This is a genomic window from Streptomyces nitrosporeus, assembly GCF_008704555.1.
Taxonomy (GTDB): Bacteria; Actinomycetota; Actinomycetes; order Streptomycetales; family Streptomycetaceae; genus Streptomyces; species Streptomyces nitrosporeus.
On record NZ_CP023702.1, the window covers coordinates 6,419,225 to 6,433,347 of the forward strand.

Below are 14,123 nucleotides of genomic sequence, written 5' to 3' on the forward strand. Positions count from 1 at the left end.
GCCCGGTCCCGCACCGGCCGGGTCACCAGCAGGGGCTGCCGTCGTCCTCACGCCAGGCCACGTCCGTGACCGTCATGGGGACGGTGAAGTAACTCCCCTGCTTCCCGCTGACGCAGGCCGTGTACGTGGGTCCCTGCCCCGCGTCCTGGACGACGAGGTACGTCATCGTGACGTCCCGGGACGTGTTGTTGTAGAAGATGTGGCCGCGTGCGCTGCCCGACCACTCGTCGTCGGTCACCAGCGACGGGGGCATCCCGGTGTCGCCGTACCACCAGTCGGGCCAGACGCAGAAGGACCCCGGGGGGCAGTTGCCGGGAGACCATGCCGAGGCGCTGGGCGCGGACGCCATCACACCGAGAAGGGCCGCGGGTACCGCCGCGAGGGCGATGGTCCTCATGCGCATGGGGGCTCCGTTCCCGAAGACGTCATGTGCACGCTAACAATGGAGATGTTGAAAGATCAAGCGCCTGTTCCCGCTTTCCTGCCGCACCCGTGCGGTCCGAGTGCGTGGTCGCGGCGCGCACGCGAATCCCCCGGACGGGCTCCGGAGGCTCCGCGCCCGCTCCCCGGCGGGGGCCGGGATCAGTGCCGGGTGATCACGATGACGTCGTCGTGCTCGCCCCAGTACCGGACGCCGGCCTTGCGGGGGTTCACCCGTACCCCGTAGTCGGGGGCCGTGGTCGTACGGTCACGGCTCCGGTACCCGATGGCGCACTCCCCCCGGAGCGAAGCCGACGCGACGACGGTGGCGAAGGACGCGCGGCACCCCGTCCTCACGTAGTGGCCGGCCGGCTTGAGCTGGATCGTGGCACCGCCGGGAGCCAGGAGTTCCTCGAACAGCCCGGAGAGATGCCGGTTCTGCGAGATCTGGGACATCAGCAGCCCGACCAGTTTGCCGCTGACGACGAAGTCCGCCCCGGGGCCGACCGGCGCGATCGCCCTGTTGCGGTCGTCGGTCATCTCGGTGACCACGGCGGCCGAATGCCCCGATGTGCGTTCCAGGTCGCGCAGGAGGAGCAGGGTGACCAGGGTGCGGTCGTCCGGTGCGCCCCCGCATGCCTCGCGGTCGGGGCCGAGCACGATGACGCCGTCGTACACGGCGAGGTCCAGGCCGTTCACCGTCCCCGGCAGGGTCGGGTCCCCGTGGCGCAGGACGACCGTGAGACCGGCGTGGACCTCCGCGTCCGGCGTCACGGGCTCCGGGCCGTCCGCCACGACGTGGAGGACCGAGCCGGGGGCGACGTGCTCGGACAGATGGCGGACGATGCGGTGCGCGCGATGGTTCCACCCCAGCAGGAGCAGCGTCTCGGGCCGCGCCGCCGGCACCGTCCGGGAGACGATCACCGAGACGTCGGCGGCCGCGGGCTCGGGTGCCTCCACCGTGGTGTCGTCGTCCTCCGCGATCACGACGAGCCGGTCGCCCGGGCGGATGAGCGAGTCGGGCGGCGGGGCGAGCCGCAGCGCCCCGTCCGCCCGTACGACACCGACCACGGTCGACGCCGTATGGACCATCAGGACCTCGGCGAACGTGCGGCCGGCCTGGGCCGGAGCCTCGACGACGTAGAACTCGTCACCGGCGAAGTCGAGCAACTCCTGGAACACGAGGGAGAGGCCGGGCTGCCGGGCGCACTGCGCCACGAGCCGCGCGGTGATGTCGTCGATCTCCAGGACGACGGCGTCCGGGCCGGCGGCGAGCGTGGCGGCGAGCCGGTAACGGCCGTCCCGGACCACGGCCAGGATCCGGGCACGGCAGTCGTCGCCGACCGTGGCCCGGAGGGACAGCAGACTCCTGACGATCTCGGCGTCCTCGCCGGGTTCGTCACGCGGGAGCACCAGGACGACGTCCGCCGTGGCCGGACTGACCCGTTCGAGCGCGGCCGGGTCCGCCGGGCGCCCGTTGCGGCAGATGATCCGCGTGTGCCCGGTGTCGCCCACCGCGGTGCGCAACTCCTCCTCCATGTCCGTCTTGTCCCGGTCGGCCAGGACGGCGACGGCCCCCCGCCCCTGGTTGGCGTTGGCCTCCACGATCTCGGCGACGACCGTGGAGATCTGGTCGGACCAGCCGAGCACCACGGTGTGGCCGTGCTCCAGGACGGTGGAGTGACCGCGCCGCAGGGCGAGGAGCTTCTCGGTGATCGCGGTGGTGATCAGGCTGACGAGGGTGGACACGTAGAAGAGGGCGACCAGGGCGAGGAGGACCGACAGGGCGACGCGCAGCGGCGGTCCGGCCTCGCCGCCCAGCCGGAGCGTCTGGCCGACGCTCCGCCACACCGCCGCCGCCTTCGCCCACCGCCCGTCGGGAGCCCGGTCGTCCGTCCACACCAGGACGGCGCTCGCCGGTACGACGACGACCAGGCACGCGACGGCGAGCCAGCCGATGAGGGCGGCGCCGCCGCCGGCCAGCGTGTTGTCGAACCAGTACCGCGCCTGTTCGCCCGGTGCGGCCCGGCGCGGAGCATCCGCCGGGGGAGCCGCCGGGGCGGCGGGGGTGCCACGGCCCTGCCGCTGCCTCCCCACCCCGGCGGGCCCGGTTCGACGGCGTCCGGCCTGACCGTTGTTCGTCTTGTGCACAGCAGTAGCGTGAGGAGTCGCCGGCCACGGCATACCGGTATCAGGCCACAGTTCATCCTTTAGAGCTCCGGACGAAGGGCCGGACGAAGGGGGAGTCCGGCCGGTACGCGCCCCTGCCGTCCGGAGCTTCCAGAGGGGCAGGCGCACGGTGAGGGCCGTCCGTGTCCGCCGGAACCCGTGGTGCGGGCGGACTCCGGCGGACACGGACGCGCGTCAGCGGTCCTTGTCCTCGGGGGCGGTGTGCTGGACGACGCTGTCGGGGCCGGGCGCCATGACCGACTCGTGCCCGTCCTCGTTGCGCAGCCGGTACGGGGGGCTTCCCCCGTCGCCCAGCACCTCGACGATCTCTGCGACCCGGTCGTGCCGGCCCACGGTCCTGCCGTGGGTCAGCAGCCGGTCGCCCGCGTGTGCCTCCATCGGGAGTGGCCTCCTCACGGGTGGCGGTCCATGTCTACAAGTCTATGACCCGGTGCGGTCGCCGTCCCTTCACGCGGGCCCCGGCCCCGCCCCGCACGCTGGGTGACGGCGATGCAGACCAGGACCGCCACCGCGGCCGCCGGCGCGGCCGGTGAGATCTCCTCGCCCAGTGCCAGGAACGACCAGACCAGGGTCAGCAGCGGCTGGGCGAGCTGGAGCTGGCTCGCCCGGGGGACACCGATCTCCGCCATGCCCCGGTACCAGACGTACAGGCCGAGGAAGGTCGATCCCGCGGCCACCCAGACCAGCCCGATTACCCCGTGCGCCGAGAGGCGGACCGGCTCGAAGGGCAGGGCGACGGCCGCGCCCGCCACCGCGAGCGGCAGCGCCAGGACCAGCGCCCAGCCGATCACCTGCCAGCCCGGCATCACCCCGGCCAGCCGCCCGCCCTCGGTGTAGCCGGCGGCGCACACCAGCAGCGCCCCGAACAGGTAGAGATCGCCGCGCGAGAGGGCACCACCGCTCTCCCGGACCGTGAAGGCGATCACCACGGCGGCACCGGCGAGCGCCGCGGCCCAGAAGGCGCGCGGCGGACGGGCACCGGTGCGCAGCGCCGCCAGGAGCGCCGTCGTCAACGGCAGCAGGCCCACCACCACGGCGGCGTGCGAGGTGGTCGACGTCTGGAGCGCGAGCGTGGTCAGCAGCGGGAACCCGATCACCACCCCGCCCGCCACGACCGCCAGGCCGGCCCGATGCTCACGGGCCGGCAGTGGCACCCGGCCCGCCAGCAGCGCACACCCCGCGATCAGTGCCGCGAGGACGCTGCGGACCGCGACCAGGGACCAGGGCCCGAAGCTCTCCAGCCCCCACACGGTGGAGGGGAAGGTCAGGGAGAAGGCGACGACACCGAGAGCGGCGAGGACGACACCGCCCCGCGGAACCCCCGACGTGCTCCCGGACGCTTCACCGGAGGACTCGACCGCTATCGTGGACTGCCCTGTAGCGCTATTCTGTGCTGTCATGCAAGAGCGTAGCAGCGTGGCCGAGCTGGTGAGTTCACTGAAGAGTGAGCTGTACCGCTACTCTCCGGGTGGAAAACTGCCGTCGAGCCGGTCCCTCGTCGAACGGTTCCGGGTCAGCCCGGTGACCGTCTCCCGGGCCGTCGCCCAGCTCGCCGCCGAAGGGCTGGTCGTCACCCGGCCCGGCGCCGGCGCCTTCCGGGCCGAGGCCCGCGCCGCCCTGCCCGCGCCGGGCGACACCTCCTGGCAGGAGGTGTCGCTCAGCGGAGACGGCGGACCCCAGGTCGTGCCCCGCACCGTCGACGCCTCCGGCCTCCTCGTCACCCTCTCCGCGCCTCCGCCCGGGATCGTCGAACTGAACGGCGGCTACCTCCACCCCGGCCTCCAGCCGGAACGCGCCCTGGCCGCCGCGCTCGCCCGGGCGGGCCGCCGCCCCGGCGCCTGGGACAGACCGCCGACCGACGGACTGGGCGAACTGCGCGCCTGGTTCGCCCGGCAGATCGGCCCCGCCCTCACCGGCGACGACATCCTGATCACCGCGGGCGGGCAGAACGCCCTGGCCACCGCGCTGCGCGCGCTCGCCCCGCCCGGAGCCCCCGTCCTCGTCGAATCCCCCACCTACACCGGCATGCTGGCCGCCGCCCGCGCCACCGGGCTGCGCCCCGTCCCCGTACCCATGGACACCGAAGGGGTACGGCCCGATCTGCTGGAAGCGGCCTTCCGGGCCACCGGCTCCCGGGTCTTCGTCTGCCAGCCGCTCTTCCAGAACCCCACCGGCACCAGCCTGGCCCCCGCGCGCCGCGAACAGGTCGTACGCGCCGCCCGCGCCGCCGGAGCCTTCGTCGTCGAGGACGACTTCGCGCGCCAGCTCGTCCACCACGACGCCGGACCGCTCCCCGACCCCCTGGCCGCCCACGACCCGGACGGCGTCGTCGTCCACGTCCGCTCCCTCACCAAGGTCACCTCGCCCAGCTTCCGGATCGGCGCGCTCGCCGCCCGCGGACCGGTTCTGGAACGGCTCCGCGCCATCCAGGTCGTCGACAGCCTCTTCGTACCGCGTCCGCTCCAGGAGGCCGCGCTGGAGCTCGTCGGCTCCCCGTCCTGGGAGCGGCACCTGCACACCGTCTCCGCCGAACTGGGCGGCCGCCGCACCGCGATGCTCGCGGCTCTGCGCGCCCGGCTGCCCGAACTCGCCCTGCCGCACGTCCCGTCGGGCGGCGGGAGCCTCTGGCTCCGGCTCCCCGGCCCGGCGGCCGACGAGGCGGCCCTGGTGTCCGCGGCGCTGCGCGCCGGGGTGGCGGTCGCACCCGGCCGCCCCTACCACTGCGCCGAACCCCCGGCGGGTCACATCAGACTGAGTTTCGCCGCCGTGCCGGGGCCGGCCGAGATCGCCGAAGGGGTGCGCCGGCTGCGGATGGCCGTCGACGAGCTGCGGAACAGGGGAGGATAGCCTCCCGGGCATGAGCGACCTCGAACTCACCGAACAGCGTTACGAGATCTCCGCCGACCCCTCCCGTCTCGATGTGCCCCTGGTGCACCGCTGGCTGTCCACCGACGCCTACTGGGCGCTGGGGCGCACCCGTGGGCAGCAGGACCGCGCCATAGCGGGTTCCCTCAACTTCGGCGCGTACGACGTGGCATCCGGAGAGCAGACCGCCTACGCGCGCGTCGTGACCGACCACGCCACCTTCGCGTGGATCTGCGACGTCTACGTGGCCCCGGAGGCGCGCGGAGCCGGCCTCGGCACCCGGCTCGTGGCCGCCGTCCGCGACCGGCTGGCCCCGCTGGGCGTGCGCAGGTTCATGCTGGCGACCAAGGACGCCCACGGGGTGTACGCCCGGCTGGGCTTCGAGCCGCTCGCGGAGCCGGACATGTGGATGGCCCTCCAGGTGAACTGACCGGGGCACGGGCCGGGACACGGGCTGGGACCGGGACCGGGACACGGGCGGGGGCACGGGCCGGGGTGCGGGCCGGGCGGGTGTCCGGACCGCTCGCCGGGCCCGGCGAGCGCCGGCTCCGCCGGGCCCGGCCCGGCCGCGTGCGCCGGTCGGCCCTCTTGACCGGCGGGTCGCGGCCCCCCCACGATCGCCGCCATGAGTGTTCGGGTCTCCCTCGTCGCCGCGGCACGCAGCTCCGCCGTGCTCGCCGAGCGCTTCGGCGACGAACTGCCGCTGGACCACATGGGCTGGCGCGAGATCCAGTACGCCGCGCACGCCCTGGTGCCCCTGGGCGCCGCCGAGCTGCGCTACTGCTCGCCGACCCCGCGCAGCCGGGCCACCGGCGACGCCCTGGGCTACGCCCCGCTCGTCCAGCTCGCGCTGCGCGACTGCGACATGGGCCGCTGGCGGGGCCTGACCCTGGCGGAGGTGGCGGCCCGGGAGCCGGGCGCCGTGGACGTCTGGCTGGCCGACCCGCGCTCGGCCCCGCACGGCGGCGAGCCCCTGCTGGCCTTCATCTCCCGCGTAGGGGGATGGCTCGACACCCGGCCGGTCCACGACGGCTGGATCGTGGCGGTCGCCGAACCCGCCGTCATCCGCGCGGCCCTCGTCTACGCCCTGGGAGCCCCGCCCGGGTCGTACTGGAACGTCGACGTCCACCCGCTCTCGGTCACCACGCTCACCGGACTGCCGGGCCGCTGGCACCTGAGCCTCTGAGTGTTCCCGGACCGAGGGGTCCGGACGGGAGGGGCGCCGCGAGGCCGGCGGCCCCGCGGGTCCCGGACGCGGGGCGGCGGCCTACGGGCGCTGCCTCACCCGCTCGACGATCCCCCAGTCCACCACGTGCGACAGCTGGACGTACTTCTCCTTCCCGGAGGCCGAGGTCCGCTCGTCGCGGAAGCCCAGGAACTCGTACGACGCCGGGTCGAAGATCAGGTACTTGCCTTCGTAGGGCCGGCGCCCGGTATGGGCGATCCCCACCCCGGCCCGCCCGGCGGAGTCCCTCACTCCCCGGATCGTCTTGACGCCGGGCACGAGGGCCAGTGCCTCGTACGCCGCGGGGCGCAGTCCCCGGGGCAGCACCGGGTTCTTCAGGAGCTCGCCGAGCAGCCAGTAGGCCTCGTACCGGTCGGGCTCGTCGAGATCGCCGACCGGCCGGTCCTCGACGCGGGAGCCGAAGGAGAGGATGACCGGGACGAGCTTCTCCGGGTCCCGGGGCAGCTTCTCCAGCTCGCTCCACTTCCGGGGCGGCCACACCCGGCCGCCCTCCCCCGAGGGCTCCTCCCACATCTCGCGGCCCAGTTCCATGCTCAAGGAGGGCTTGGAGGCGTCCACCGAGTCCCACATCTCGTCGGTGTAGGTCCTGACCTCGCCGGTCCTCTGCTCCGTCTCCCTGATGACCCGCTTCGAGTAGACGAACTGGTCGTCACGCGGCACCACCGGCTCCTTCTCCCGCTCGCGCTCCCACGCCGCCGCCCCGTTCAGCACCGTCGCGGCGGCGTGCTCCACCCGTGGGGCGCTCACGCCCGGTGCGCCGCCCCCGCCGGAGCCGGACGTGCCGATCAGCGCCGCCGTCCCCGTGACCGCCGTGGCGACCACCGCGGCCGCCGCGAGGCGCAGTGCACGGCGGCGGCCGGGGCGGGTGCGCCGGCCCGCGTGGGCCATCGCGTCGAGCAGCTGGTGCCGGGCCCGGCTCCGGGCCGGACCGGTGAGCGGGGTCGCGTCCGCGTCCCACTCCCTCAGGAGTTCGAGTTCGTCATTCATGGCCGGATGCCTCTCGCAGTGCCGTCGGGTTGGATCCGCCCAATGCTTCGCGCAGCTTGCCGCGAGCCCGGTGCAGCCGTGATCTGACCGTGCCCACGGGGATACCGAGGGCCTGGGCCGTCTCCTCGTAGCTGAGGTCCCCCCAGGCCACCAGCAGGAGCACGTCCCGGTGCCGAGCGGGCAGCGCGGCCAGCGCCCCCGCCAGCTCGCGGCGTACGGCCCGCGCCACCACCCGGTCCGCGGCCCGGTCGGCCAGCGGCTCGTCGTGGTCGGCGGGGGCCGGGACCCGGGCCATGGCCCTGAACCGGCGGGCCTCGGCCCGCCGGTGCCGGCCGGCCAGGTTGGTCGCTATGCCGAACAGCCAGGGCCGGGCACCGGCGCCCGCGCCGCGGGCCGGGTCGTAGCGATGCCGCTGCTGGAACGCGGTGGTGAAGGTCTCCGCCACGAGGTCGTCGGCGGCCTCCCCGCCGAGGCGGCGGGCCGCGTAGCGGTGCACGGCGTCGGCGTGCCGGTCGAAGAGCGCGGCGAACGCCTCGGGCTCGTCCCGGGACCGCGCGATCACTGAGGCGTCGCTCTCGGCACCGGCACGCGCGGTGCCGACGCCGACGCCTGGTCCGACGGTCATCGGGGCTCCTCTCGTCCAAGGGACGATGCTCGAATACCTGGGCTTTCACCTGTCCTTCGCCCCTCGCGCCGAAGCGGTTCCCCGCACCCCCCCCCGGCGGCACCGCGGTCCGCGCCCGTATCCGCATGCCGTCCGCCCGCCCGCGGCCTGCTCGTGACCGGCCCCGCCGGCATCGGCATGCCCTGCGGACGGGCCGGAGCGCGCCGGACCCTGACGGCTCCTTGCCGGACTCGACGGCCACGGCCCCGGCGCCGCGCAGGCCGGCGCCCGCGGCACGGCCCGCGGTTCCCCCGTCACCGGCGCCGGCCGGCCGGGCGACCGGCCCGTCCCCCCGGGTGCCGACGTGACGCGTGGTGCGCGGTGTCTTCCCGCCGGTCCGACCAGTCGGTATGGTGCCAGTCCCCTGAGCCGGACGGCGCGGGCGGCGGCACACCGGACGGCGTTGACCGGTGGGACACCGGACCGCCGGACCGGCGCCACACCGGACCGCCGGGACACCGGGCCGCCCGGCGAGCCCCGGCAGAGGAGAAGACCGTGCCGCAGACCCAGGACCCGCAGACACGAGCCCCGCGGCCCCAGGGAGGCCCGCGGATCCACGGCACCTGCGACGAGCGGTTCACCGCGGTCCGCGAGGCGTTCGAGGCGAACTTCACCGAGCGCGACGAACTGGGCGCGGCCGTCACCGTCCTCCTCGACGGCGTCCCCGTGGCCGACCTCTGGGGCGGCTGGGCCGACGGCGCCCGCACCCGCCCGTGGGAACGCGACACCGTGGTCAACGTCTGGTCCACGACGAAGGGCCCGACCGCGCTCTGCGCCCACATCCTGGCCGACCGGGGCCTGCTGGACCTGGACGCCCCCGTCGCCGCGTACTGGCCCGAATTCGCCGCCGCGGGCAAGGAGTCCGTACGCGTACGGCATCTGCTCTCGCACCGTTCCGGCGTCGCGGGACTCCGCGAGCCGCACACCCTGGACGAGCTGTACGACTGGGAGCTGACCTGTGCCCGGCTCGCCGCCACCGAACCCTGGTGGGAGCCCGGCACCCGCTCCGGCTACCACGCGATCTCCTACGGATTCCTTGTCGGCGAGGTCGTCCGCCGGATCACCGGGCTGCTCCCGGGGGAGTTCCTGCGCGAGGAGGTCACCGGGCCGCTCGGCATCGACTTCACCGTGGGCCTCCCCGAGGAGGAGGCCCACCGGGCCGCCGAACTCGTCCAGCCCAAGCACGTCGTCAGGGAACAGGCCGCCCTCTTCGCGACGATGGAACCCGTCGCCATCGCCTCCCTGCTCAACCCCGGCACGGGCACGGCCGCGGCCAACACCCCCGGATGGCGAGCCGCCGAGATCCCCGCGGCCAACGGCCACGGCACCGCACGGGCGGTCGCCGCCCTCTACGGCGTCATCGCCGGACGCGGCAGCCTGGACGGTCGGCGGATCCTGTCCGAAACGGCCGCCGAACGCATCCGCGAGGGCCAGGGCAGCTGCCGAGACCTCGTACTCGGTGCCGGATTCCGCCACGAGACCGAACTGGGCCTCGGCCTCTGGCTGAGCGGCCCCAACGCCTCCTACGGACCCAACCCGCGCGCGGTCGGCCATGACGGGGCCGGCGGCTCCTCCGGCCTCGCCGATCCCGAGGCCGGGCTCGCCCTCGGCTACGTCATGAACCGCATGGGCCCGCACATCGCCGACGACCCCCGCAAGACGGCCCTGGTCGAAGCGGCCTACGCCTCCCTGGCCGCAGCCCGCTGAGAACCCCGGGCGGGAGGGGCCGCCCCCTCCCGCCCGGACACGGCCTGACCCGCCGGCGGCACCGGCCCCGTCCCGTACGCGTACACCGCCGCCTGCGTCCGGTCGCGCGGGACCGGTCCGACCAGGATCCGGAGATCCTCGGCCGGCCCGCCGCCCGCCGCCCGCCGCCCGTCACCCGCCGCCCGTCACCCGCCGCCCGCCGCCGTCCCGTGCGTGCGGCGAGCTCCCCCGTCCCCGTCATGACGGCCGGCCCAGGCTCTCCCCGGGGCTCCCGGGCCCGCCCTCAGACGCGGTGCGGCGCCGAGGGCCGGGCAGGGGAGCCGGCCCGTACGACCGCCGAACGGCCGGCGCCGGACCGCTCGTACGCCCCGAAGGCCGCCCGGCACACCAGCAGCACCGCCGCGAACACCGGCAGCCAGGCCGGCCGGGCGAGCACCCAGCCGGAGCCGTCGGGCACGGTGTGCAGACCGGGCACCGGGCCTGCCAGGAACAGGACGGCACAGGTGGCCGTGATCATCGCCGTCTGGTGCCACAGGAATATCGTCATCGCCGACAGGTTCGTCAGCGCCACCGCCGTCCAGACGGCCGGCCGCGCCAGCAGCCGCCGCAGCGGACCGAGCAGCAGCAGAGCACCCCCGCACTGGGCCAGCCCGAAGGCCACCGCGGCGAGCGAGGGCGGGTCCAGGTTGGACAGTTCACCGCCCGGCACCCCGACCATGGAGGCGGGGTAACCCGCGAACAGCACCAGCCCCGCCGCGGCCGCCGCGCCGCCGGCCAGCAGCGCCCACCCGGTACGGCGGTCACGCAGCCCGCCCCGCGCCCAGGCGGCCCCCAGGCAGTACGGCACCAGCCAGCCCGCGGCCACGTTGATCCACCCGGTCCACGCCGGACCGTCCAGCCCCAGCCGGAACACGTCGACGTGCAGCACCACCGCCAGCGGCCACAGCGGATGCAGCCGCGCCACCAGCGGGGTCGCCGCCGTCAGCACCGCGAAGACCAGCAGGAACCACAGCGGCGACCACACCAGCTTGCCCAGCGTCCGGACCGTGCCCTCGTCCACCCCGGAGGCCAGCATCACCCCGGCCGCCACCGCCCACACGGCCAGGACCACCACGACCGGGCGGAACAGCCGGGCCGTCCGGGTCCGCAGCCAGCGCCCGTACGACTCGCCCCGCGCCCGCGCCGAGGCGTACCCCCGGGCCCCCACCAGCCCGCCCACCAGGAAGAACACCGCGAGCGTCTGGAACACCCAGGAGACCGGGGTGAGAGCGGGCATGTACCGCAGCGGGCTCGCCCCGCGCAGGGTGCCGCTGTCCGCGACCAGCGCCGTCACCAGCCAGTGGCCGCACACCACGCCCAGGATGGCGAAGGCGCGCAGCGCGTCGACCGCCCGGTCGCGGTCCTTCGGGGTCGCCGCCTCGACACGCCGGACCAGGTCACGCACGCCCGTCCTCCGTCCCGGCGACGATCCGGGCGATGGCCCGCAGCGGGACCGAACCCGGTGCCAGATAGTCGCTGTGGCCGCCGTCCCCCGCGTCGAAGACCTCCGCACCGAACTCCGCCGACACGGGATCGGTCCCGAACCCGACCGTGGCGAACGGCAGTTCCAGCGCCAGATGCGGGACGTGCGCGATCCAGTCGCCACTGCTCCGGCCCGCGTGGACGGCCGCGGTGGTGCGCAGCTCCGCCGCGCCGGCCACCCCGGTGCCCGGACTGCCGTACAGCACGATGTCCGCCACGTCGAGCCCGCGCGCGCCATGGGCGCACACCACCGAACCGTAGGAGTGGCAGAGCAGCGAGACGCGCGCCCCGGGCTCCGCCGCGGCGCTCAGCTCCCGTACGAAGGAGGCCAGCCGCGGGGCCGCTTCCCGTGCCCGCCCGGGGGTCGCCGCGGCCGGGCTCACGGTGGCGGGGGTGCGGTACCCCAGCCACGCGACGACGGCGGATCCGCCGCCCAGCTCGGCGGCGAGCGCCTCCGCGCCACGCCGCAGCCGCCCGTAGTGGTCGAGGTCGACCCCGGCACCCGGCACCAGTACGGCGATGCGCCGGGCCCCGGCCAGTTCGCCGAAGACCTCCGCCGTCCGGCCGCCGTCGCGCCCGTCGAAGGCCAGGAAGCGGCGCTCCGGCGCGGCCATGGCCCGCAGGCCCTCCGCCCTGCGCCGGTCGCCGTGCCCGGCCGCGGCCCGCTGCGCGGCCAGCACGTCCTCACGGACGGCGGCGTACCGCGCGCCCAGCGCGGCGGGCGTCGTGGCGCTCAGCGGGGCACGGGCGGCGGGCGCGGGCGCCGGCACCGCCGAGGGGCGCGCGGCCCCCGACACCGGCAGCGCCACGGACGCGGTGACGAGCACGGCGAGCAGGGCGCGGCGCAGACGACGGGTGCGTGGGCGGGACGCCATGGAAGGTCCTTCCGTACCGGGCGGGTGGTGAATCCGGTACGAAAGCTATGGAGCGGGTCCCCTCGTCGGCGTCCCGCCGGAGAGTGGACCCTGGGCGTAGCTCCGGAGTATGACGGGTAGGGGGTGCGGCCGGGGCCGCCCGGGGGAGGCGTGGTGCGGCCCGGACCGCCCGCGAGACGTGGTGCGGCCCGGCCTGCCGGCTGGACGCCGCGGCGCCGCCCGCGGCCGGCGGCCCGCTCTACGGCCGGCGGCGCGGCTTCCCGCCCCGGCCGGTGCTCTTCCCCTTGCCGCCCTGGGACCGCGCACCGCCCTGGGACCGCGCACCGCCCCGGGAACCCGAACCGCCCTTGCCCGAAGCCGGCCCGGCCTTGCGGGAGGCACCGCCGTCCTTGCGTCCGGAGCGCTCGGCGGACTTCTGCTGCCGGGCCGCCGGCTTCTGCGGGCCCCGGGTGCTGTTGACGGTGCGCCCGCGCACGATCCCGATGAACTCCTCCACCAGGTCCGTGGTCCTCTCCTCCGGCCAGGAGAGGGCCACCCGGGACCCGGGGACCCCGGGCCCCTGCCCGTCCTCCGGTCCCGGCTCCCCGGCGGACCCCTCCGCCGCCCCGGCCAGCGGCCGGTAGGTGAGGTCCTTGCGGTGGTACAGCCGCGCCAGGGACTGCGGTACGACGAGCAGCCCCACCCCCGCCGCCACCAGCTCGACCGCGTCGGGTGTCGTGGCGGGCCGCTCGAAGGCGGGCCGGCCGGGCGGCCGTTCCCAGTCGAGGGTGTCGTCGAGCGGATGCAGCACGATCTCCTCGGCCAGGTCCGCCACCGACAGCTCCTCGGCGGCGGCGGCGACATGGTCCTTGGGGATCACGACCACGGTCGTCTCGGTGTAGAGGGGGATCGCGCTGAGTTCCGTACGGTCCACCGGCAGCCGCAGGAAGCCCGCGTCGGCCTCGCCGCGCCGCAGCAGACCGGCCGCGTCGGCGGCGGCCACGGCCACCAGGGTCAGCGGGACACCGGGCAGCCGCTCGTTCCAGATCCGCACCCACTTGGCGGGGGTCACGCCCGGGACGTAGGCGAGCCGGAACGACGGGGGTACTTCCGAGCCTGTCACCCCGCAAGGCTACCGGCCCCGGGACCCCGCCCGCGGACCGCGCCCGGCCCCGGAGCAGGGACGCCGCCGTCCCCGGCGTGGTCGAAGGGCCCGCACACGCTCGTTACCCTTGACCCATGACGTCGCACCAGAGCACCCAGACCATGAAGCCCGCCACCGCGGCGAAGAAACTGGGTGTGTACCTCGAAGCCACCCCCGCGGAGTTCCAGGAGGGCGTCGTCTCGCGTGCCGAGCTGAACGCCCTGCAGTCCGACCCGCCGGCCTGGCTCCAGGAGCTGCGGCGCAACGGCCCGCACCCCCGCCCGGTGGTCGCCTCCAAGCTGGGCGTCTCCATCGCCGGCCTGGCCCGCGGCGGCGTCACCGAGCCGCTCACGACCGAGCAGATCGACGCGCTGAAGCAGGACGGCCCGGAGTGGCTGCAGAAGGAGCGCGCCATCCAGGCCGAGGTCCGCAAGGAGGCCGTACGCATCAAGGAGCGCAACGCGGCCCGTGCCGCGCAGGCGGACGGGGACGGCCGCTCCTGACGCGCCCGCCCCGGCCGGCCCG

Annotated in this window: 14 protein-coding genes; 5 read left to right on the top strand and 9 right to left on the bottom strand. The window is 75.5% G+C overall.

Translation table 11 applies throughout. The features are described 5' to 3' along the window. Positions 1 to 22: 22 nt before the first annotated feature. From CP967_RS28375 to CP967_RS28390, 4 genes are all read right to left on the bottom strand, one after another. Complete coding sequence (locus tag CP967_RS28375; protein WP_150490699.1) at positions 23 to 403, bottom strand: peptidase inhibitor family I36 protein; 381 nt, start codon at positions 401 to 403, stop codon at positions 23 to 25. A 179-nt stretch (positions 404 to 582) separates the two neighbouring features. Next, entirely contained in the window at positions 583 to 2,571 is a 1,989-nt protein-coding gene (locus CP967_RS28380) for a CASTOR/POLLUX-related putative ion channel (RefSeq protein ID WP_308436156.1), read from the bottom strand. Between the two features lie 213 nt (positions 2,572 to 2,784). Further along, positions 2,785 to 2,988 carry a DUF1918 domain-containing protein gene (locus CP967_RS28385; protein WP_150490701.1) on the bottom strand — a complete coding sequence of 68 codons (204 nt, stop codon included), beginning with the start codon at positions 2,986 to 2,988 and terminating at the stop codon, positions 2,785 to 2,787. A 14-nt stretch (positions 2,989 to 3,002) separates the two neighbouring features. Next, positions 3,003 to 4,010 (bottom strand): DMT family transporter, encoded by a 1,008-nt coding sequence (locus CP967_RS28390; protein WP_150490702.1) that lies wholly within the window; start codon positions 4,008 to 4,010, stop codon positions 3,003 to 3,005. On the opposite strand from CP967_RS28390, the gene CP967_RS28395 reads away from it, so the two are divergent. The 3 genes from CP967_RS28395 to CP967_RS28405 all read left to right on the top strand — a co-directional run bounded on the left by CP967_RS28395 (position 4,009) and on the right by CP967_RS28405 (position 6,661). Further along, a complete protein-coding gene (locus CP967_RS28395) occupies positions 4,009 to 5,457 on the top strand; it encodes an aminotransferase-like domain-containing protein (protein ID WP_190175104.1) in 1,449 nt (482 codons plus the stop codon). The two genes, CP967_RS28390 and CP967_RS28395, sit on opposite strands and share 2 nt — an antisense overlap. Positions 5,458 to 5,467: 10 nt before the next feature. Then, positions 5,468 to 5,905, top strand: coding sequence for a GNAT family N-acetyltransferase (locus CP967_RS28400; RefSeq protein ID WP_150490703.1), 438 nt, complete (start codon positions 5,468 to 5,470; stop codon positions 5,903 to 5,905). A gap of 195 nt (positions 5,906 to 6,100) precedes the next feature. Continuing rightward, complete coding sequence (locus tag CP967_RS28405) at positions 6,101 to 6,661, top strand: histidine phosphatase family protein (protein ID WP_150490704.1); 561 nt, start codon at positions 6,101 to 6,103, stop codon at positions 6,659 to 6,661. 81 nt (positions 6,662 to 6,742) lie between these two features. Here the strand turns inward: CP967_RS28405 and CP967_RS28410 are convergent, their stop codons facing one another. Together CP967_RS28410 and CP967_RS28420 are read right to left on the bottom strand one after the other, a co-directional pair. Further along, the gene (locus CP967_RS28410; RefSeq protein WP_167535451.1) at positions 6,743 to 7,708 is read right to left on the bottom strand and encodes a CU044_5270 family protein; all 966 of its coding nucleotides are present in this window, start codon (positions 7,706 to 7,708) and stop codon (positions 6,743 to 6,745) included. Continuing rightward, on the bottom strand, positions 7,701 to 8,333 hold the full coding sequence (locus CP967_RS28420) for an RNA polymerase sigma factor (RefSeq protein ID WP_150490706.1): 633 nt from the start codon (positions 8,331 to 8,333) through the stop codon (positions 7,701 to 7,703). The genes CP967_RS28410 and CP967_RS28420 overlap by 8 nt, the downstream gene beginning before the upstream one ends. A 534-nt stretch (positions 8,334 to 8,867) precedes the next feature. Here CP967_RS28420 and CP967_RS28425 point away from each other — a divergent pair. Beyond that, positions 8,868 to 10,079 carry a serine hydrolase domain-containing protein gene (locus CP967_RS28425; RefSeq protein WP_373300376.1) on the top strand — a complete coding sequence of 404 codons (1,212 nt, stop codon included), beginning with the start codon at positions 8,868 to 8,870 and terminating at the stop codon, positions 10,077 to 10,079. Positions 10,080 to 10,362: 283 nt separating this feature from the next. Here the strand turns inward: CP967_RS28425 and CP967_RS28430 are convergent, their stop codons facing one another. The 3 genes from CP967_RS28430 to CP967_RS28440 all read right to left on the bottom strand — a co-directional run bounded on the left by CP967_RS28430 (position 10,363) and on the right by CP967_RS28440 (position 13,577). Next, positions 10,363 to 11,523, bottom strand: coding sequence for an acyltransferase family protein (locus tag CP967_RS28430; RefSeq protein WP_150490707.1), 1,161 nt, complete (start codon positions 11,521 to 11,523; stop codon positions 10,363 to 10,365). After that, positions 11,516 to 12,475, bottom strand: coding sequence for an alpha/beta hydrolase (locus CP967_RS28435; RefSeq protein WP_150490708.1), 960 nt, complete (start codon positions 12,473 to 12,475; stop codon positions 11,516 to 11,518). The genes CP967_RS28430 and CP967_RS28435 overlap by 8 nt, the downstream gene beginning before the upstream one ends. 238 nt (positions 12,476 to 12,713) lie before the next feature. Further along, complete coding sequence (locus CP967_RS28440) at positions 12,714 to 13,577, bottom strand: LysR family substrate-binding domain-containing protein (RefSeq protein WP_150490709.1); 864 nt, start codon at positions 13,575 to 13,577, stop codon at positions 12,714 to 12,716. A gap of 116 nt (positions 13,578 to 13,693) precedes the next feature. On the opposite strand from CP967_RS28440, the gene CP967_RS28445 reads away from it, so the two are divergent. Continuing rightward, positions 13,694 to 14,101: a DUF5997 family protein gene (locus CP967_RS28445; RefSeq protein ID WP_150490710.1), complete on the top strand. Its 408-nt coding sequence runs from the start codon at positions 13,694 to 13,696 to the stop codon at positions 14,099 to 14,101. Positions 14,102 to 14,123: the final 22 nt, after the last annotated feature.

Excerpts from the sequence above, each read along its gene's own strand:
- CP967_RS28410 (WP_167535451.1), bottom strand. The coding sequence starts at position 7,708 with ATGAATGACGAACTCGAACTCCTGAGGGAGTGGGACGCGGACGCGACC.
- CP967_RS28395 (WP_190175104.1), top strand. The coding sequence starts at position 4,009 with ATGCAAGAGCGTAGCAGCGTGGCCGAGCTGGTGAGTTCACTGAAGAGT.
- CP967_RS28385 (WP_150490701.1), bottom strand. The coding sequence starts at position 2,988 with ATGGAGGCACACGCGGGCGACCGGCTGCTGACCCACGGCAGGACCGTG.
- CP967_RS28390 (WP_150490702.1), bottom strand. The coding sequence starts at position 4,010 with ATGACAGCACAGAATAGCGCTACAGGGCAGTCCACGATAGCGGTCGAG.
- CP967_RS28435 (WP_150490708.1), bottom strand. The coding sequence starts at position 12,475 with ATGGCGTCCCGCCCACGCACCCGTCGTCTGCGCCGCGCCCTGCTCGCC.
- CP967_RS28420 (WP_150490706.1), bottom strand. The coding sequence starts at position 8,333 with ATGACCGTCGGACCAGGCGTCGGCGTCGGCACCGCGCGTGCCGGTGCC.
- CP967_RS28445 (WP_150490710.1), top strand. The coding sequence starts at position 13,694 with ATGACGTCGCACCAGAGCACCCAGACCATGAAGCCCGCCACCGCGGCG.
- CP967_RS28405 (WP_150490704.1), top strand. The coding sequence starts at position 6,101 with ATGAGTGTTCGGGTCTCCCTCGTCGCCGCGGCACGCAGCTCCGCCGTG.
- CP967_RS28375 (WP_150490699.1), bottom strand. The coding sequence starts at position 403 with ATGCGCATGAGGACCATCGCCCTCGCGGCGGTACCCGCGGCCCTTCTC.
- CP967_RS28400 (WP_150490703.1), top strand. The coding sequence starts at position 5,468 with ATGAGCGACCTCGAACTCACCGAACAGCGTTACGAGATCTCCGCCGAC.